Annotated in this window: 20 protein-coding genes and 1 riboswitch; of the genes, 15 read left to right on the top strand and 5 right to left on the bottom strand. The window is 39.4% G+C overall.

Translation table 11 applies throughout. The features are described from left to right. Window positions 1-4 precede the first annotated feature (4 nt). The 3 genes from ACFX4E_RS08400 to ACFX4E_RS08390 form a co-directional block, all read right to left on the bottom strand. On the bottom strand, window positions 5-970 hold the full coding sequence (locus tag ACFX4E_RS08400; protein WP_377258124.1) for a DUF979 domain-containing protein: 966 nt from the start codon (window positions 968-970) through the stop codon (window positions 5-7). Further along, complete coding sequence (locus tag ACFX4E_RS08395) at window positions 971-1,675, bottom strand: DUF969 domain-containing protein (RefSeq protein ID WP_377258121.1); 705 nt, start codon at window positions 1,673-1,675, stop codon at window positions 971-973. A gap of 191 nt (window positions 1,676-1,866) precedes the next feature. Continuing rightward, on the bottom strand, window positions 1,867-2,424 hold the full coding sequence (locus ACFX4E_RS08390; protein WP_057274458.1) for an HPP family protein: 558 nt from the start codon (window positions 2,422-2,424) through the stop codon (window positions 1,867-1,869). Between the two features lie 232 nt (window positions 2,425-2,656). On the opposite strand from ACFX4E_RS08390, the gene ACFX4E_RS08385 reads away from it, so the two are divergent. Next, a complete protein-coding gene (locus ACFX4E_RS08385; protein ID WP_377258118.1) occupies window positions 2,657-3,448 on the top strand; it encodes a histidinol-phosphatase HisJ family protein in 792 nt (263 codons plus the stop codon). A 77-nt stretch (window positions 3,449-3,525) separates the two neighbouring features. Here ACFX4E_RS08385 and ACFX4E_RS08380 read toward each other — a convergent pair whose 3' ends face one another. Together ACFX4E_RS08380 and ACFX4E_RS08375 are read right to left on the bottom strand one after the other, a co-directional pair. Continuing rightward, window positions 3,526-3,648 (bottom strand): anti-repressor SinI family protein, encoded by a 123-nt coding sequence (locus ACFX4E_RS08380; protein ID WP_084595920.1) that lies wholly within the window; start codon window positions 3,646-3,648, stop codon window positions 3,526-3,528. A 20-nt stretch (window positions 3,649-3,668) separates the two neighbouring features. Continuing rightward, window positions 3,669-3,755: riboswitch (cyclic di-GMP riboswitch) on the bottom strand. A gap of 111 nt (window positions 3,756-3,866) precedes the next feature. Further along, the gene (locus tag ACFX4E_RS08375; protein ID WP_377258115.1) at window positions 3,867-4,202 is read right to left on the bottom strand and encodes a helix-turn-helix domain-containing protein; all 336 of its coding nucleotides are present in this window, start codon (window positions 4,200-4,202) and stop codon (window positions 3,867-3,869) included. Window positions 4,203-4,516: 314 nt separating this feature from the next. Here ACFX4E_RS08375 and ACFX4E_RS08370 point away from each other — a divergent pair, with 314 nt between their 5' ends. The 14 genes from ACFX4E_RS08370 (at window position 4,517) to ACFX4E_RS08305 (ending at window position 19,730) form a co-directional block, all read left to right on the top strand. After that, the gene (locus tag ACFX4E_RS08370) at window positions 4,517-5,677 is read left to right on the top strand and encodes an acyltransferase family protein (protein WP_377258112.1); all 1,161 of its coding nucleotides are present in this window, start codon (window positions 4,517-4,519) and stop codon (window positions 5,675-5,677) included. Window positions 5,678-5,710: 33 nt separating this feature from the next. Then, window positions 5,711-6,445 (top strand): YveK family protein, encoded by a 735-nt coding sequence (locus ACFX4E_RS08365; protein ID WP_377258109.1) that lies wholly within the window; start codon window positions 5,711-5,713, stop codon window positions 6,443-6,445. Next, complete coding sequence (locus ACFX4E_RS08360; RefSeq protein ID WP_377237495.1) at window positions 6,435-7,067, top strand: CpsD/CapB family tyrosine-protein kinase; 633 nt, start codon at window positions 6,435-6,437, stop codon at window positions 7,065-7,067. The genes ACFX4E_RS08365 and ACFX4E_RS08360 overlap by 11 nt, the downstream gene beginning before the upstream one ends. 31 nt (window positions 7,068-7,098) lie before the next feature. Next, a complete protein-coding gene (locus ACFX4E_RS08355) occupies window positions 7,099-7,737 on the top strand; it encodes a sugar transferase (RefSeq protein ID WP_377258106.1) in 639 nt (212 codons plus the stop codon). 12 nt (window positions 7,738-7,749) lie between these two features. Then, window positions 7,750-8,700, top strand: a complete 951-nt coding sequence (locus ACFX4E_RS08350) for an NAD-dependent epimerase/dehydratase family protein (protein WP_377258103.1) — start codon at window positions 7,750-7,752, stop codon at window positions 8,698-8,700. Between the two features lie 9 nt (window positions 8,701-8,709). Continuing rightward, the gene (locus ACFX4E_RS08345) at window positions 8,710-10,155 is read left to right on the top strand and encodes an oligosaccharide flippase family protein (RefSeq protein WP_377258100.1); all 1,446 of its coding nucleotides are present in this window, start codon (window positions 8,710-8,712) and stop codon (window positions 10,153-10,155) included. Beyond that, window positions 10,148-11,350: an O-antigen ligase family protein gene (locus ACFX4E_RS08340; RefSeq protein ID WP_377258097.1), complete on the top strand. Its 1,203-nt coding sequence runs from the start codon at window positions 10,148-10,150 to the stop codon at window positions 11,348-11,350. Before ACFX4E_RS08345 ends, ACFX4E_RS08340 begins: the two co-directional genes overlap by 8 nt. After that, a complete protein-coding gene (locus ACFX4E_RS08335) occupies window positions 11,347-12,132 on the top strand; it encodes a glycosyltransferase family 2 protein (RefSeq protein ID WP_377258094.1) in 786 nt (261 codons plus the stop codon). The genes ACFX4E_RS08340 and ACFX4E_RS08335 overlap by 4 nt, the downstream gene beginning before the upstream one ends. 13 nt (window positions 12,133-12,145) lie before the next feature. Beyond that, a complete protein-coding gene (locus ACFX4E_RS08330; protein ID WP_377258091.1) occupies window positions 12,146-13,213 on the top strand; it encodes a glycosyltransferase family 4 protein in 1,068 nt (355 codons plus the stop codon). A gap of 99 nt (window positions 13,214-13,312) precedes the next feature. Beyond that, a complete protein-coding gene (locus ACFX4E_RS08325; RefSeq protein WP_377258088.1) occupies window positions 13,313-14,845 on the top strand; it encodes a pectate lyase family protein in 1,533 nt (510 codons plus the stop codon). 182 nt (window positions 14,846-15,027) lie between these two features. Beyond that, a complete protein-coding gene (locus tag ACFX4E_RS08320; protein WP_377258374.1) occupies window positions 15,028-16,722 on the top strand; it encodes a methyl-accepting chemotaxis protein in 1,695 nt (564 codons plus the stop codon). A 227-nt stretch (window positions 16,723-16,949) separates the two neighbouring features. Continuing rightward, window positions 16,950-18,947, top strand: a complete 1,998-nt coding sequence (locus ACFX4E_RS08315) for a BglG family transcription antiterminator (protein ID WP_377258085.1) — start codon at window positions 16,950-16,952, stop codon at window positions 18,945-18,947. After that, entirely contained in the window at window positions 18,947-19,393 is a 447-nt protein-coding gene (locus ACFX4E_RS08310) for a PTS sugar transporter subunit IIA (protein WP_217028504.1), read from the top strand. Before ACFX4E_RS08315 ends, ACFX4E_RS08310 begins: the two co-directional genes overlap by 1 nt. A gap of 19 nt (window positions 19,394-19,412) precedes the next feature. Further along, window positions 19,413-19,730 carry a PTS fructose transporter subunit IIB gene (locus ACFX4E_RS08305; RefSeq protein ID WP_377258082.1) on the top strand — a complete coding sequence of 106 codons (318 nt, stop codon included), beginning with the start codon at window positions 19,413-19,415 and terminating at the stop codon, window positions 19,728-19,730. The last annotated feature ends 21 nt before the right edge of the window (window positions 19,731-19,751 follow it).

Raw genomic sequence — 19,751 nt, 5'->3', positions numbered from 1 at the left:
TCCTTTAAAAGTGATATACAAGGTAGTACATTAATAGCGTATTTACTACAAACACGGATAAAGCAATCGGTACTTGCGCTTTAATCACGGCGTTTTTGTCTTTTAATTCAAGCAGCATAGCAGGTACAATGTTAAAGTTGGCTGCCATTGGCGTTAACAGCGTGCCGCAGTAGCCAGCAAACATGCCGAGCGCTGCCATAATCGCTGGATTTCCTCCGTGCATATGTACAATCAGTGGAAGACCAATCCCTCCAGTAATAACGGCAAACGCTGCAAACGCATTTCCCATGACGATCGTAAATAGCAGCATTCCTAGACAATAAGCCAGCACAGCAACAAACGCATAGTTAGTTGGAAGCACGTCACTCACAATATCTGAAACGACTGTTCCAACGCCTGATTTTGAAAAGATGCCGCCAAGCGCTGCGAGCATCTGTGGTAAAATAACTGCCCAGCCGACGGCTTGAAGCAAGCGGCTTCCTTCTTTAACAGGCACGTCCATTTTTGCTTTGGTGACGCCCATTGAAGCGATAAAGGCAATGACAGCTGCGATTGCCAGTGAAATTAACGTGACTTTTTCTGGATCGATCAATGCCCAGTTTCCGAACTTGATCTTGCCAAAAAGAAGAGTGCCGATAATCGTAAAAATAGGAATAAATAAAGCGGGTAAAAAGATTTTGTTTTTTAATCGCTGCGCGTGAGCCACTCGTTCTTCAGCAGGTGTTTCAGCTTCATTCGATTTAGTTACACGATTAAATGAAGCAAGCAGCACCATAACAATGACTAAACATCCTATATAAAAAGGCGGAATGACGTCGCCAAATAAAAACGTAATGGAAAACAGCGCCCAGAATAGAGAAGATCCTAAACGGTTAGGATGGTTGTGATCGCGTGCGATTCGAATCGCGATAAAAGCGACAATAATACCAAGTAAGTAGTAAATCGTATCAAGCGTCAGGATGCTTTTCATTTAACTCGCCTCCGTCTTAGAAGATGATGTTGGTTTGTGCTTCGTCATTTTTTTATGAATACGTCGGTCTAACTGACGGAAACGAATCGCGCTGATCAGCAGCGCTGCGATGGCTGTTGGAATTCCCCAAAGCGCCATATCCCAGACGTCGACATGAATCCCTACGGAGTCAAAAAATCCTTTCATTAAAAGAATTCCACCCGTTGCGATAAAGATATCTTCTCCGAAAAACCACCCTGTATTTTCAGCTGCCGCTGCGTGAGCGCGAATATCTTCTTTGACTTTAGGTGGAAGCTCTCCGTATTTGGCACGAGCTGCGCCTTCAGACATAGGTGCAACTAAAGGCCGCACAGATTGAGCATGCCCTCCAATATTTAAGCCGACTGCGGCTGAGATTTCACGAATAAAAAGATATATAAGTAAAACATTTCCAGAAGAAGCGTTTTTGGCTTTTTTGATCAGGACTTCCGCTTGTTCCTTTAACCCGTATTTTTCTAACACGCCGAATATAGGAAGAGTAAGTAAAATAGCCATAGACATATAGCGGTTATCTACAAAAAACTGTCCAAACATCGTGATTACTTCATACAATGATAAACCTGCTACAAGGCCCGTCACGAGGCCTGCAACAGTTACCACAAGCAAAGTGTTTAAACGAAATAAAAAACCCACTGCCACTAGCAAAACCCCAATTAATTTCAACATAAAAAATCCCCCTTGAGTATGTATAGACCGTGCTGCAAATTCACCTCCTTTGTTTTCCTAGAAAAACAAAGATGTTTCGAGTATAAACAATTCTGAAAATTAAAACAAGATACTTAAGGCATAAAATAGTTTGATTAGTGAAATAAGTGAAAAAGAAAAAAGCTTTGGAATTTTATATTCCAAAGCTTTTTCTAAACCCAATACCTGGGATACTGCCGATCTTGAAATAAATTGTTATACACGGTAGAAATCAATACAACTACACACGCACAAATCATAATAATACCTAAGTATCCCCAGCCTGCTTGAGTGTTAATGGCAACAATCGCGCTAGCCGCAGCAGGAGGATGAACGGTTTTGGTAAGAATCATTAAAATAAGAACAAACGCAAGGACAATCGCTATGGTGATAAGACTTCGATGAAATAAACTCCAGATAATAAGTGCAGAAACCGTTGCTAGTAAGTGCCCTCCAAGCACGTGGCGCGGCTGTGATAAAGGCCCTTTATGAGCACCGAAGACAAGTACGCAGGTTGCGCCAATCGGAGCAAGAGCCATTGGATAACCAAGCGCTAGTGCAATCGCGCTGCTGATGATAATCGCAATTAAGCCTCCGATTGAAGAAACGACCGCGTCTCTATAATTGATTTTCGGCTCTTCTTTTAGTTCTCCTTTCATCTTTTTAGCATAAGAGCTTAAGTAAGACAGAAAGGGGCTTTTTGTTTGAGCAAAACTTTTTTCAATCTGCATTTCTTCTTTCCTTTCTCCTTTGTAAGTAAAAGTTGTTTGTCAAGTTGTATGTCAGAACATCTGCTATATTAAGTTAGTTTATAAGAAAAGAAGGATTACTGGAAGAGGAAAAATATCTTTTTTTAGTGGAAATTCTTTTGATGAACGAAAAAAGGTGGGAGAGGCGGTAGAAGGGTCTCTATGTGCAGTGAGGGCAAGAGAAATGTATAATAGATTTAGAGGTGACTAAATTATGTATCTAGTAGACTACCATCATCACACGAATAATTCATTTGACTCACAGGCAGTCATGAAAGAAGTGTGCGAACAAGCTGTAAAAAATGGCATAAACGAAATTTGTTTTACCGAGCACTTTTCATTAAATCCATTAGCGCCAACGTACGGTCATATGGATTTTGATAAATATGAACGAGAACTAGCGGAATGCAGAGATCAATTCCAAGACCAGCTAGTGATTAAAAAAGGAATTGAAATTTGTGAACCGCACTATCTAAAAGAGAAGTATCAAAAAACGATGCAGCAAGAGAACTTTGATTTTATTTTAGGATCAGTTCATAATATTAATAACATCAAGCTTCGCAAACATTTAGAACTTAACGATAAAGACGCAATTTACCGCGCTTATTTTAATGAAATGTATAAACTAGTAAGCGAAGCGGACATTGACGTGTTGGCTCATTTAGATTTAATGAAGCGCTATGCATTTGAGCAATACGGCATTTACGACTTTCATCAGTTCAAAGATATTCTTGCGGATATTTTGAAAAAAGCAATTGATCGTAATATTGGCATTGAAATTAACACTTCAGGTATAAGAGGGAAGCTGAGCGAAGCGCTGCCGGCACTTGAAGTTGTTGGGCTGTACCGCGATTTAGGCGGAGAAATCTTAACAATTGGATCTGATTCACACTTCGCTGAAACCGTAGGAGCACATATGAAAGAAGCGGTTGAAATGGCAAAACAGTGCGGATTTACGGAGGTTTATACGTTTGACCAGCGTAAGCCAAAAGGAATTCGTATTTAATAGGAGTGGGTTTCACTTTCTTCTAGAATAATAATAACTGTAAAAAGCACGCTCTGATTAGAGCGTGCTTTTTTAATTTAGTTCCGCTTAAGCTCTGATAAAAATCTCCGGACTTCTTCAATGGTCAGACCCAGCTTGCGGGCTGATTCCATAAGACTTACCCACTCTTGATCGATTGACAGTACATGTTCTTTTTTCATTACGATTCATCCACCCTTTGCCAGGGAACCCAGCTATCATAGCCAAAAGCGGCCTTAGATCTGAAGCTTTGCGTCACTATTTTTCAATAGTTTTGCCCTTATCTGGATAATTTGTAATAGTATTCTTAGTATACAGTTATTTTACAAAATAATATTTGTAAAAGATGTCGAAATAGGTCGATTACAACAAAAAAATTAAACGTTTATGAATGGATCTATCAGTTTGTTTTACGGAACTTTAAATAATACTGAAATTCAATAAATTCTTCTTTGGTCATGCCGTCTTGAATGGCTCGCTCAATTAAATGCAGCCACTCTAAATTGAGGGATGGCTTTGAAGTTAGAGCTGCACAGCTGATGTCTCCTTCGATTAATTCGTCAATCGTTGTATGAAGAGAAGACGCGATTTTATCAAGCATTTGAAGGGAAGGATTATTATTTAACCCTTTTTCTAAATGAGATAAATATGATTTTGAAATATGGGCTTCCTCAGCTAAGCGTGTAATAGAATACCCTTTTTTTTGTCGCAAATTCTTAATCTTTTTCCCTATCACATTCAGTTCATCCTCTGCTTATGGATTTTTTGTTCATTATAACGCATAAATGTCCATTTTGTGTAGATATAAATATAAATCTAATAATATATTGTTCTTTATAAAGAATAAAATAGGTTAAAATACCTATTCTTGATACGGGTATATCATGCTATACTTCACTTACAAATTGTTCTTTATTAAGAATATTTGTCGATTAATCACCTTTTTATTCGCTATAGTGAACGTTTTATATAGTATGCTAGCACTATTTAAGATGAGCGCTGTGCGATGAAGGGATGACATCATTTATTACATTTTAGATAGGAGATTACATGGAAAAAAGATATGTAGAACTTGATGCGTTAAGAGGGTTAGCAGCTCTTTTTGTTGTGATAAATCATTATCTCATGATTTATCCAAGCTTCAGTGAGTATAGGTATGACGGTGATTCTTCTTTTTTACTGTCCATGGTAAAAGAAAGTCCGCTGCGGCTATTGTTCAGCAGTGGAAATGAATCAGTTGTTTTGTTTTTTGTCTTAAGCGGATTTGTTTTAGCGCTGCCGTTTTATGGACGTTCTTCTTTTCGATATGAGAACTATCTTGTAAGAAGAATTTGCCGAATTTATCTTCCTTACTTGTTTGCGGTGTGTGTGGCTATTCTATGCAAAATCTTATTTAGTCAAGGCGGGATCTCACAGGTAAGCCACTGGTTTAATAACTCATGGATCACAAACGAGTCGCCAAGTTTACTTCTTCAGCACTTCTTTTTAATTGGCACATTTAACACAGACGCTTACAACAATGTTATTTGGTCGCTTGTTCATGAAATGAGAATTTCAATTATTTTTCCTCTTTTAATGATTCTTTTGCTGCGAATGGATGCAAAGAAAATCGTAATGCTATTGTTTTTCGTGTTTGTTTCATCATCAGCGTTATTACTGCTTAATCAATCAAACTTAGAACCTACGAATTTCTTGCTTTCTTATCATTATTTGCTTTTATTCGCAGCAGGTGCAGTTACGGCGAAATATCGAGATTTTTTTATTCAACTTTATCTGAAAATTGGCACATTTAAAAAGGTGCTTATCGTTCTGATTGCATTTACCTGTTATTTATCTGAAGGCATTATGGGAAATTACGCAATCACTAATAACTTTTTATGCCGCAATCTGGCAGTGATGCTAGGGAGCTGTATGTTCATTATTATCGCTTTAGCATCGCCGGCAGCTTCAAAGGTTTTACGCACAGGAGTGCTGTCATTTCTAGGTAAGATTTCGTACAGCTTATATTTAACTCATCTCATTGTGCTGTTTTCAGCTATGTATTTGTTACACGGACTTTTGCCGTACTGGAGCATTCTAAGCATTTGTTTCCTTTTATCACTGGCGATGGCTTCCGTCACGTATCATTTTGTTGAAAAGCCTTCCAGCAGATTAGGGAAATTCCTGACAAGAAACAAAGTTGTTTTCGGCGGAGCAGTGAGTCGTAAGTAACAGAGAGATAAAGCGTATGGAGGTGAGTTTACGATGCAGGATAAAATTCAGCTAAAGGATTTTTTTCGAATTTTAAAAAGAAGATGGCTTACGATGCTTTTAGTCATAGTCATTACGAGTATGAGCATCACAACTATCTGTTTCTATCTATTAAAACCTACGTATCAAGCATCTACTCAAGTGCTTGTTAATCAAGCAACATCTAAGAATGTAGATGAAATTGCTAATATTACGCAGCTGAATACCCAATTAATTTCTTCGTATATCGATTTTATTAAAAGTCCGATGATCATAAACGGTGTAAAAGACGACTTAAAGTTAACTATTTCTAATAAAAAGCTGAGTGAACAAATTACGATTGATCATAACGAAAACTCTCAATTTGTCACGATTACCGTAAGAAACGAGAATTCGAAAACGGTAAGTGAAATCGCAAATAAAGTAGCTCTTCTTTCAAAAGATCAAGCGATGAAGCTAATGAAAGGAAGCAACATTCAAGTATTAACCGAGCCGTCTCAAAGCCTTAAAGTATTTCCAAAGCCGCTGCCGGTTGCAGCTATTACTATCTTGGTCAGTCTGTTGGTAGGAATAGCGGGAGCGATGCTAAGAGAATATCTTGATAGCACAGTTCGAAATGAACAAGATATTCAAGAACTTATCGGACTTCCGATTATTGGACATATCGAGCTTGAACCTCGAAAAATGAAGCGAAATCAAAAGCAAGGCAGTGATCAGGAAAAGGCAAGGAGGGAGAACCTTGAGTTTTAAACAAAAAAAGTATCCATTTTCACTGTATCAAGATGCCAAAACCATCAACCAAACAAATATGATTCGAAAAAATGTCGAAGTGCTGCTGAATAGTGAAGTCAAATGCCTGACAATCACATCAGCGGAATTGAATGACAAGAAGCCTCTTATAACGGCAAAGCTAGGTATTTCATTTGCCGAACAAGGGAAAAACGTTCTTCTTATTGATGGAAACGTGCATTGTCCTTCTCTTCATCAGCTCTTTGACCTTGGAAGTTCAGAAGGATTAACGGATGTGTTAGTAAACGGGAAAGGCCGACATGTACCCATTAAACAAACGTCATACAAAGGACTGGATGTGCTTACGGCCGGATCTCACTTTCGAAACGCATCCACACTATTTGTTTCCAAGTATTTTAATGAGCTCATAGAAAGATGGAAAGAAGAATACGATTTGATTCTTTTTGAAACGCCTCAGTTTTTAGAAGAGACGGATTCTCATATTCTTGCAGCAAAATGTGATGCGACCATGCTTGTTGTGGAAGAACGCAAAACGAAAATGGATGCTGTTGTTAAAACGAAAAATATGCTGGAAAAAGCGCGTATTCATGTGCTAGGCGTTATTTGGAGTCCGTCTCATTAGCTCCTCATTTTATATAGAAGGAAGTGAAACGATGAATCAAATTGTCTCGAAAACGACCGGTGATTCCGATGTGCTAAAAAAAGAATTTCCGCTTTTTTACTCGCTGTGTAAACGCATGGTTGATATCGTGATTTCGTTTGTGGCTCTTGTGGTTTTGCTGCCTGTTATTTTGCTGTTTGCGCTCATTGTGATGATTGAAACACCGGGTTCACCTTTCTTTCTTCAAGAGCGTCTGGGTCAAAGCGGCAGAGCATTTACCATCATGAAGCTGCGTTCGATGTACAGTGACGCTGAAAAAAACGGAGCGCAGTGGGCGGTTAAAAATGACAGCCGGGTCACCAAAGTAGGAAAGCTGATTCGCCAAACGCGAATTGATGAGCTGCCTCAGCTGTGGAATGTGTTAAAAGGCGATATGTCGATTGTTGGACCACGACCTGAAAGAGCCGTATTTATAGAAGAATTCCAAAAAACGCTGCCTTCGTTTAGTCAGCGGCTTGCTGTTAAGCCGGGCCTGACAGGCTGGGCACAAATTAACGGAGGATATGAGCTAACGCCAGCAGAAAAGCTGGAGTTTGATCTTTACTACATTCAACATACGAATATACGGTTTGACGTGAAGATTATGATAAAAACGCTAAGAGTCATCGTAACAGGAGACGGATCAAGATAGGAGAGGGATAACATGAAAAGAGTATTAGTTACAGGCGGATGCGGTTTTATTGGATCACATATGGCAGAGCTTCTTTATCAAAGCGGATTTGAAGTAAAGATAATCGACAATCTCTCAACAGGGAAAATAGCAAACTTAGAAAATCGAGGCATTTCTTTTCACTACGGAGATATTGTGAGTGAAGAATTAGATAAAGTATTTGCCGAGTTTAAACCTCATTATGTTGTTCACCAAGCGGCTCAAGTAAGCGTGGCTCATTCTGTTACTAATTTTCATCATGATGCCAACGTTAACATTCAAGGAACAATCAATATTATTAATGCATGCAAAAAGCACGGTACCGAAAAAATCATTTTTGCTTCATCAGCGGCCGTGTACGGAAATACGGACGTTACTCCAATTTCACTTACTCATCCAACGAGTCCAGCTTCACCGTACGGACTGTCAAAGTTTACGTCTGAAGAATATCTTAAGCTTGCCAAGCAGCTGTATGATATTGACTACGTCATTCTTCGCTACAGCAACGTATATGGCCCGCGGCAAAATTCACAGGGTGAAGGCGGCGTAATCTCGATCTTTTTTGACCGGTTTGTTACGAACCAGCAGCCGATTATTTACGGAAGCGGCCGTCAAACAAGAGACTTTATTTACGTGGAAGACGTGAGCCAGGCGTGCTTAAAAGCCATTCAGTATGAAGGATGCGGCACGTTTAATATTTCCAATAACAGCAGCATCAGCATTAACGAACTTTTTTTCACGATGAAAAGCATATCAGGCAGTCACTTAACACCTGTTTACCACAGCGTGCGTGAAGGTGATATTGCAGACAGCAGACTGTGCAATAAAGAAAGCATCAAATTATTGAAGTGGTCGCCTGCTTTTACGCTTGAAAAAGGATTAGCTAAAACGTATGACTATTATCATGAAACGATAGCTCAACAATTTGCTAAAACGATGGAGTAAGAGGGATGTATGAAGAAAAATTCCATTTGGAAAAACATTGTTCACTTATTTATTAGTACCGTTGTATCACGTTTATTAAATGCAGCTGCGCTTATCGTACTGGCACAGTATTTAAGCGCAGCTAGTTACGGCAGGTTCAGCGTAGCGCTAGCTTTTGCGATGATATTAGGCTACTTTACAGACGTTGGCTTAAGCAACACGGTGCTTCGCGAAGGATCCAAAAAGCGAGCTGACGTGGATCATCTTTTATCCTCGTATGTGAAAATGAGAATTTTACTTTTGCTTGTGACATTTGCAGGGGCATATATAGTAATTTCCTTGTTTTATCACGAAGCATCACTTGTAAAAATGATGTACTACTTGATTGTGCCGATGGTAACAGGGCTTGCGATGCAAAGCATCGGGATTACGTATTTTCAGCTTACTGAACAAATGCATCACTTAGGAGCGATTCGAATCTATTCAGCTCTTTTGCTGGTGGTTCTGCTGACGGTTGGAATGCTGATGCATACAAGCGCGTTTTTTATTTCGTTTTTGTTTGGCTTTTCTTATCTTCTAGCAGGAGTATACGGCCTATGGATGGTGGGAAAAAGAGTATCGTTTAATGTTAAAAAGAAAATTCAACGCGGACTGCTGAAAAATATCGGCTCTTTTATTGTAAGCGGGCTGCTGATTATGCTGCTGCCGCAGCTTGGTCCGATCGTATTAGAAAATACGATTCCGCTTGCAGCCGTCGGCGTGTTTGCCGTTGCGTACCGTATTCCATCCGCGCTGTATCAAGTTCCAGGAATTGTGGCAGGTGCTTTTTATCCAGTATTGTTTCGTCACTATAATCATCAGCAGGCGGACAAACATCTAGAGTTAAATATTCTTCAAGTGAAGCTTATGAGCTTAGTAGGGATGCTAACGGCGCTACCTTTTTATCATTTATCCGATCTTGCCGTGTCGTTGTTGTTTGGAGACAAATGGGCTGCAGCGGGAGATGCGTTAAAGTGGCTGTCGCTCATGCTGATTTTTCAAGGCTTAAGCGTAGCGCTAGCAGATGGTTTAACAACAAAAGGACTTCAAGGAAGAAGAACGGGCGTTCAGCTAGTTGCTGTTGTATCGGGAATTGCTTTTTACTATTTTTTAAGCTCTGCTTATTCTGTGATAGGAGCCGTGTATGCTGCGCTTTTAATTGAAGGGATTTTATTTATTGGCTGCTGGTTATGTAATCCGGAAAGACTGAGCATCATGCGTAAAACCTTTCCGATTTTTGTTTGTTTATTTGGCAGTACGATTGTATTTACCACGCTGCTATTTTCACAGCACCCGTTTATTGCGCTGTGTGTAAACATGCTGCTTGTGTTTTTGTTAACGCTGCTAGATAAAGAGATTAGAAATCAAGCGTTAGGATACCTGCAAAAAAACAAACCACTAAACGTAGAGAACAGAAAGGAGGCGCAAAATGGATAGTGTATACGTGCAAAATCGAAAACCGACCGTTTTGTTTTGCCTTTTTGTTCTTGTTACATTAAGTAAATATAACGTCAATATTGGCTTTTCATTAAAGCCGTACATGATTTTTTTATTTGCGCTTCTGCTGCTGAGCTTTGCTTCTTTTTACGTCTATAAGCTCCAGGCGTATGAAGTGCTGCTGCTTTTATTTTATCTTTTTTACTGTATGACCGGAGCGTTTTCTCTGTACCCAGAAGCGAGTCTTCGTATTATGCTAGGCGTTTTGCTTATCCTTGCCTGCTACTTTTTAATGAAATATGTGATAGCAGAGTTTCATAGCGGCAGCATCAAGCGTGCGTTAACCGGAGCGGGCCTTCTTTTTAATGGCGTGAGCTTGCTGCTTTACATTGCAGGTCTTCAAGCCGTTCATTTTCAATTTGCCTCCGAAGTAGAAATTATTAAATGGGGCGTCATGATTGACCGCAGCTATCCGCGTTTGATTGGCGTACTCGATGATCCTAATATTTACGTATTTTATAATACGCTGTTTTTTACTTACTTTTTAACCAATAGCAATAGTACTAAAAATAAAGTCGGACTTTTACTGAGTACATTAGCCAGCGTTTTAACGTTTTCCCGAGGCGGATTAATTGCCATGGTCGCCGTGTTGATTCTGTATTTGCTCATTACTCGTTCGCTTAACAGTCTCAAAACCGTTCTTTCGTTTGTGTTTTTATTTGGTGTACTTGCTCTTATCGCTCATTTTATGACGAATTTTAACGTGTTCACTATTTTAACCGAACGAGCCGATGATTTTTTACATGACGGAGGAAGCGGAAGGTTTTCGCTGTGGAGCCGGGCATTTGAATTTTTTTCATCGCATCCGTTTGCCGGAATCGGCGCTTTTAACTTTTCAGAGTATAACTTGTTTTACTACGGCGAAGCGCTGTACGTTCATAACACGTTTTTAGAGATTTTATCAGAGACGGGTATGATTGGCTTTTGCCTATATTTTAGCTTTTTACTTCTTGTGTTGCTTCAGCTTTTAAAACAAAAAATTCATAAAAAAGAGCCGTACTTATTTTTAACGTTTGTTGGTTTTTTGCTTCAAATGATGTCGCTTTCGTTAATTGTAAATGAGCTGTTCTTTTTATACTTAGCGCTGCTGTCAAGCTATTTACGAAATCACCAAAGTGAGGAGAATGTAAAATGAATAACTTCAAATCTCAACCGAATCAGCCCCTCGTTTCAATTGTTACACCTGCTTATAACTGCGCAGCCTTCATTTCATCAACTATTAAATCCGTTCAGCAGCAAACCTACCTCAACTGGGAGCTGCTTGTGATTGACGACTGTTCGACAGATGAAACGGCTGAAGTAGTAAAGAAATTCAGTAGAAAAGATCAACGCATTCAGCTGCTTCAGCTAACCAAAAATTCAGGAGCCGCAGCGGCACGCAACGAAGGTATAAGCGCAGCAAGCGGACGGTTCCTTGCTTTTTTAGACAGTGATGATCTATGGCATAGGAAAAAACTTAAAAAGCAAGTCGCTTTTATGCTTGAAAAAAACTGCGCTTTTTCCTATACAGGGTACAGCATAATGGATGAAAAAGGTGAAGAAACAGGCGTTGAAGTAAACGTTCCGAAAAGCGTTGACTATAGAATGCTAGCGGGGAACACCATTATCGGCTGTTTGACAGTGATGCTTGATAAAAAACAAATTTCCGGGATTTCAATGCCAAACATTCAGCCAGAAGACACGGCGCTTTGGCTGTCACTGTTGAGAAAAGGCTATACAGCGTACGGCCTTCAAGAGTCACTTGCTTATTACCGTCTTGTATCTCACTCGGTTTCTCGCAACAAGCTAAAAGCAGCGACGAGGTATTGGAAACTTCTTCGCAAGCAAGAGCGGCTGCCTTTATGGAAAAGCGCCACTTATTTTGTGCAGTACAGCGTGAATGCGTACGCTAAAAGTAAAAACCTTTCAAAATCGTAAAGGATGTGAAGTCTTGAAAAACGTACTTTTAATCACGGATAAATTGATTACAGGCGGAGCAGAAACGTATTTTTGCAAGCTCGAAAATCAGTTGAATCATCCAGACATTACCGTATACACAGCAGCTGCAATGGGAGAGCTGTACAACAAAATTCAGTATAAAAAGCGGTTCACGCCTTTAAGCAGAAAAAATCATCTCCACAACCTTTATGTGCTTTGGAAAAAGGTTCGAACGTGTAAAATTGACATCATTCATGCTAACAGCCTGCGTATGGTGATGTATGCAGTATGCGTAAATCGGATGCTGAGGAAAAAAGTAAAAATACTTTATACAAAGCATAATGTAACGGTGCTGGAACAAAAGGCAAAAAGCTTTTTTTGTAAACTCGTAAACTCTTATGTGCATGGAGTGATTACGGTCAGCCGCTTTGAACAGGAGCAGCTAATGAATCTCGGCGTAAACAGCAACAAAGTGACAACAATCTATAACGGAGTGGATTTGAATCAGTTTGTGTTTAAAGAAAAATCTGCTTCACTCAATTGTCATATCGGTCTGTTGGCACGAGCTTCAAAAGAAAAAAATCACGAGCTGTTTATCGAAATTGCCTCACTGCTTCGAGATCATAAAAATATGAAGTTTCATATTGGAGGAGGAGGACCTGACCTTCAGCGAATTCAGGAGCTTATTCAGCAGCAAGGCTTGTCTGAAAAGATAAAGATATGGGGAGAAGTGGAAGACCCTGAAGCATTTATTACAAAAATGGATATGCTTCTGTTAACTTCTCATCGTGAAGTCTTTCCAATGGTTGTTTTAGAAGCAATGGCCGTTGGTACACCGATGATTTCAATTGATGTAGGAGGCGTGAAAGAAGCGATAGCAGACGGAGACACGGGCTATTTAATCCCGACTTATTCACCTGAAGCATTTGCGGAGAAAATTACGGAGCTGTACGCCGAGCAAGAGCAAAAGCAGCGTTTTGCTAAAGGAGCGAGAAAAAAAGTCGAACAGCACTTTACGTCGAGTCAAATGATTGCGTCCACTGCTAATCAATACGTAAACATGAGCGGAAAAAGCTTCTAACACGGAAGCTTTTTTTCTATGGAAACAGTGAACCACAGGTAGTCAAAACGCATAAAGTAATAGAAGCAGTACATGCTTTACAGCTGCTGAGAAAGCGAGATGAGTTTAATGGAAAACTGCAGTGAAGAAAGAATAGTAGACGCCGCTTGTTTTGGTGTGAAAAGAGACGGCGTGACGGATGATGCACCTGCGATACAGCAAGCAATTGACTACGCAGAGGCTAACAAATTATCACGAGTACTACTAACAGGAGACTATACGTACGCCATCGCATCACCCATTGTGATTAAGCCGTCTATTTCGTTTGAAATGGACAGCGGAACCAAACTTAAAGTAACGGGAAATTATCATGTATTTACGCTGCAAAAAAATGCGTCCATTTCAGGTGGAACAGTTGAAGTGACCGACCCATCATTTACCTCTTCGGTCATTTATCTTCACGGATCGCAGCAATTGGAAACAGGAAACAAAACGACGATAAGCAACATCAGCATGATTAATACGTCAGGTGCTTATAATGGAAAAGGCATTTATTTTTATTGCCAAAAAGCGTGGGATTTTATCAGCTTTGTGAACGTATCCTTTGTACACCTTCGCAACTTTGAAAGAGGCGTACTGCTGCAAACTGAAAAAATCACCAACATCAATACACCTGCATGGATTAACGCGAATAATTTTAGCTATTTATCGATTGACGGCTGTCAGTACGGAATTGACGTAGCCGGCATCAGTGACGTGCCGTATGAAACGTCAGGAAATAGCTTTGTTCATTTTCAAATGCAGTGCCGCAGCCAAACGAAACGAGCGATTAAATGTTCAGGTGCTTACAATACGTTTGAAGGGCATATTTGGGATACGTATTTAATGAACGGAGGAGAACCGCCGGTAGAATTTACGAGTATCGCACATCGAAATCAGCTTGCCTCTAACCTTTTATCCACATCAATTTTAAACAACGGACAGTATAATGACATTACGTCTCCTTTTGAACAAACCCGAAATATATTTGCGCCAGGACTTCCAGGAAAGCCTGATATAATCGGCAATCAAGACGATATTTTTGTACAAGCTGATAAAAAATATACTATCAAACAAACGGCCGGAAAAGCCCCGTACGGAGGTAGCATCAGCAACTGCTTCAGCTTAATTGATGAACAAAGCATGAATTACCTCGACGTGCCGGCTTCAGCTCCCGTTGTGATTGAAATGGACTTTACTGCAAATCCAATTAAAATGCTAAATATGGCCGGCGTTTCATTTGGGTGGGGTGAGTCACCTAAAAATATTAAATTTGAATATCTAACAGCACTAGACGGCGCGTGGACAACAGCAAAAGACGTAAAAAACAACTTAGGAAACACCGTGACAGCAGAAGTGCGAGCCAATACGCTGTATAAAATGAGGATCACTTTAAGTGAATATACAAAAGACCACAAGCGTTTTCGAATTAACCGTATATTCGGTACGTCTTCCATGATGCCCGGTTCCTCTTGGGTGGCAACGTCCGGAAGCAAAATGTACGGAAACCTCGAGTTTCAGCAAGGAAACAGCCTGATCCTTAAATCTCCTGACGGACAAAGCTGGAAGCTAAGCGTCGATAACACAGGGAAAGTATCAGGGACAAAAATCTAAGTGGAGAAATTATTTTTAAACCAGCTTCTTTTTATAAGAAGCTATTTTTTATGCGGATAAAAAGTCACGAGCGTACTATGGATAGAACACCCCCTATTACCGATAGATATAACGAAGTGTGAAAATGAAAGCAGAAGAATACATCAGCAAAAAAGGGAAATGTTATGGGGGCATTATGAAATCTGAGTATCTATCGAAAGCTGCTAGTCATGGTTATCATTTCAACAATTTCACTTATTGCAGTCGCCGTGATCAGCTATTTTTACACACAGCGAATTGCTGACAGCTCGGAGTCTATGTACAATGACCGCCTGCAGCCAATCAGGCAGTTAGGGCAAATTCGTACGAATAACCGAGCAATCGATGCCAATACGCTTGAAATGATTTTATCGAAAGATGAAAACTATCAGCGTAAGCGTCTCGATGAAATTCAAGAAAAAGAAGCTGAAAATAACAAGCTTATCGAACAGTATAAAAAGACATTTTTGCTAGATAGTGAAAAAGAAAAACTGGCTCTATACGAAGAAAATATAGGTAACTTAACACAAGCAAGAAGTGAAGCCATACAGCTTGCTCAAGATGAAAAAGGGGACGAAGCCTATAACGTTTTTTCTAAACAAATCGTCACTCTGCGTACGACCATAAACAACACGCTAGATGATCTTCAAACGATAAATAATGACGAAGCAAAAAGCATTTATCAAAAAAATAAGCAAAGCGTAAAATCAGCCGTTACCACCCTATTACTCGTTAGCGCATTGGTTATCCTGCTTACGATAGCCGTTGGACTTCTAATTGCACGCATGATTACAAAGCCGTTAAACGATATTAAAAACCTCATGGAAACAGCAAAAGACGGGGATTTTCAAGTGCAAGGCACCTACGCATCCAAAGATGAAATTGGCTTACTGACAGCATCATTCAATAAAATGATTAGCGGATTAAAAGAAATGATTATGTCCGTTGGAAACATTTCATCAACGGTTGCCGCTTCTTCAGAAGAACTAAGCGCGAGCGCAGAACAAAACAATAGTGCTATTGAACATATTTCAAGCATCACTGAAAAACTAGCCTCAGGATCTCACCATCAAGTGAATCAAATTCAAGAAAGCTCCACTATTATTCACCGCATTACGAACCAAACATCAGAAGTTGTTGAAAACGTCGAGCAAATCACTAAGCGAGCACTCGACACGGCTGCAATTTCAAATAGCGGAACAGCCACCGTTGAAACAGCAGCCAAACAAATGAAATCAATCAACGAAAATGTCACTGAACTCTCATCTGTTTTTCAAGGCCTTAGCGAACACTCAGCTAAAATTAGTCAAATTAACGATGTCATTACAACCATTGCCGATCAAACGAACCTGCTTGCGTTGAACGCAGCTATTGAAGCCGCAAGAGCAGGAGATCACGGAAAAGGCTTTGCTGTTGTGGCAAGTGAAGTACGAAAACTAGCAGAAGGCTCATCCAACTCAGCGCATCAAATTAAAGATCTGGTTGCACTCATTCAAAGCGAAACAGCTCGAACGTTGCAGTCGATGACAACCACAACCAAAGAAGTAAAAGAAGGCCTAGCAGTAGTGGAACAAGCGGGTACATCATTTATGCAAATTAACGAAGCTGTACAGCATGTAGTGGACCAAATTAAACAAATCGGAAGCGCTATTCATAATCTAGCTAAAGATACGCTCGAAGTCCAGCAGGCGATTCACGAAGTCAATGGAATTGCTGAAGAAGCGGCAGCGGGCGCGCAAAACGTATCTGCTACAACGGAAGAACAGCTTGCTTCCATGGAGGAAATCGCTTCATCGGCGATGGATTTAGCCAATATGTCAGAGGAGCTGCAAGAATTGATTGCCAGATTCAAAATCTAAGAAAAAACATGGGGCACTCGCTCCATGTTTTTTGTATGAAGTAGGCTTATTTAAGCTACAAGGTACTCTCTACCATAGTTCTGTGCTCTTTCTTCAACAGTGAAGTTGCAAAGAATTGATATACCCGTTATCAAAAGAAGGTGATAAGATTTAACTAACAAGAAAACGTTTACAAAAAATTAAGTACAGGTTACAATCCATGATTTATAAAAAAGGGGTTTGTAGAAATGGAGATGTTAACAACACGACAAAAGAAGTTATTGCAATTAATCATTAGCGAAGAAGAGTACAAAACGATAGATTTCTATTCTCAGAAAATGAAGGTTTCAGAGCGCACGGTGCATAATGATTTAAAGCTAGTTTCTGGCTATTTATCAAAAGGAAGCGCCACTCTTCATAAAAAACCTGGAGTAGGAATTAAAATCAAGGCCAAACCAGATTATAAACTCATGCTATTAAATGATTTAGATCTAAAGAAAGAAGAAATCGATCCTCTATCAACCAAAATAAGAAAAATGAAAATTATACTGCAGTTGTTATATGCAAATCAGTCGACTTCTCTTCAAAAGTTGTCAGAAGAATTTATGGTAAGTAAAACATCGATTGTAAAAGACTTAGAGAAAGTAAAAGAATGGTTAAAGCCCTATGGCTTAATTTTAGTAAAAAACCACGAAGGCACAAGGGTAAAAGGAAATGAAGAAAGTACCCGAAGAGCAATTGCAGGTATTACAAATGAACTTTTAAATTTAAATTACCAGCAGGATTACGATATTCAATCCAGCAGCAGGCTGGATGCCGCGACTTTCTCAGGACTATCCAACTTGTTTGAAGACCTTGAAGTCACACAAGTAGAACACATCATTGAGCGTGCAGAGAAAAAGCTTCAGTATCGCATCAGTCATACGTATTTTCTGAATTTAGTTACACACATTTTAATTTTGATTAAGCGTGTTCGCTCTCATCAGCGTATAGCAGCTGTTAATGAGCCAGAGTTGCATCATCAAACGGATTACGTTTTGAAAATGTATACCATTGCTAAAGAGGTAAGTGAAGAAATATCTGAATGTTTCGATATCAGTATCCCGGAAAATGAAATCCACTATATAAAGCAGTATTTATTATGTTCCGGTATGGAAAAAGATATTTCACCAAGTAATGTTGAACTATTTGTAAACCACGCGGATAGTTCGTTAAAAGAGTTAGTAGACGAGATGGTTCAAACTTCGACCAAGGTAATGAATCTGAATCTGCAAGGTGACAAAGAGCTGTACACAGGTCTGCTCATGCATATTAAACCGATGGTTAACCGCTTGAAATATCAAATTAACATCAAAAACCCGCTTCTAGAAGAAATCAAACATCAGTATTCCGCAACATTTGGCATGACGTGGCTTGTTTGTTCCATCATCGAAAGAAAATTGAATGTAAAAGTAAATGAAGATGAAATTGGATATGTAACGCTTCATTTTCAAGCAGCAATTGAAAGATGCGTAGGGCTAAAAAGAGCTATTGTCGTCTGCCCCGGAGGTATTGGCACATCTCAGCTAATTGCAAATCGAATCAAGAGGCTCATCCCTCAGCTGGAAATAGCAGAAGTTATCTCCTTAGGCAGATTATCTCACTTTGATTTAAGCAATATTGATTTTATTATTTCAACCGTTCCTTTACATATTGAAGTGAAGCCGGTCATTACGATCTCTTCGCTCGTAAGTGAAGTGGACATTAAAAATATTAATAACTTTTTTTGGGAAGATACATTTTCGAAAAAAGAAGCAAGTATAACATGTACCAATTTATTTAAAATGCTAGATCCGCAGTTGATTTTTCCTCAGGTGTATTTTACAGATAAAGAACAGCTAATTGATTATTTATGTCACCAGCTTCAAAGCAAAGGATACGTGAAGGAAGGTTTTAAGCAATCAGTTGTTCAACGTGAAAACATAGCTTCTACTTCACTTGGAAATTCAGTAGCGATCCCTCACGGAGAAGATCAGTACGTAGAGCGTTCTAAAATTATTATTGCCACGTGCTCAAATGCGTTGGACTGGGAAGAAGGAGAAGTGAAGATTATCTTTCTACTTGCTTTAAAATTTGGTGAACAAATTGTTGTCAAAGATATACTTACAGATCTGTACAGTATCTTTGATTCTGAGAATACTCTTACTAGATTAACAGAATGTACAACGGCAGAAGAAGTAATGATGCTGTTGGGAGAGGGGATGTAATGGTTATTAGTGAAAGCTTAGTAGCACTTGATTTAAAATCCAAAGATAAATTAGACATCATTAAAGAGCTCGGACATTTAGCTTATTCGTCTGGGAAAATCAAATCAATCGATAAGTATATTGATAGCGTCTTAAAAAGAGAGGAAGAGTTCTCTACGGCTATTGGATATTCAATCGCTATCCCGCACGGAAAGTCTGATCAAGTAGTCGAGCCATTCATTGTATTTGGGAGAGTAAGCGAGCAAGTTGAATGGGATGAAGACGAAGATAAAGAAGTGAAATTGATTTTCTTAATAGGCGTTCCTTTAGCTCAAAGCGGGGATGTCCATTTGAAAATTTTAGCTAATATTAGCCGGGAGCTTATGGATGAAGAATTCCGCGAAGAGTTAATTCACGCTCCTGGTGTAAGAGAAGTATGTTCAACACTTAAAGCAATAGCACTATAAAATTTGAGGAGGAATAAACATGAATATTGTAGGAATTACAGCTTGTCCGACAGGAATTGCACACACATATATGGCTCAATCTGCTTTAGAAAAGGCTGGAAAGAAATTAGGACATAAAGTAATGATTGAAACGCAAGGAGCAATGGGCATTGAAAATGAACTAAAGAAAAAACAGATTGAATCAGCGGACGTTGTTATTTTAGCTATAGGCTGCGCCATTGAACGAGAAGAAAGGTTTACCGGTAAAAAGATATTAAAAGTAGGAGTAGCAGAAGCCATTTCCAACCCTCAGAAAGTATTGGAACAAGCAGAAAAGCTTATGACGCAAGAAGTATAAATGGAAGCGGGAGAGTGGTGC

This window comes from Priestia sp. YIM B13491, from assembly GCF_042787605.1.
GTDB lineage: Bacteria > Bacillota > Bacilli > Bacillales > Bacillaceae_H > Priestia > Priestia megaterium_E.
This window is presented reverse-complemented; position numbering and strand designations above follow the sequence as displayed.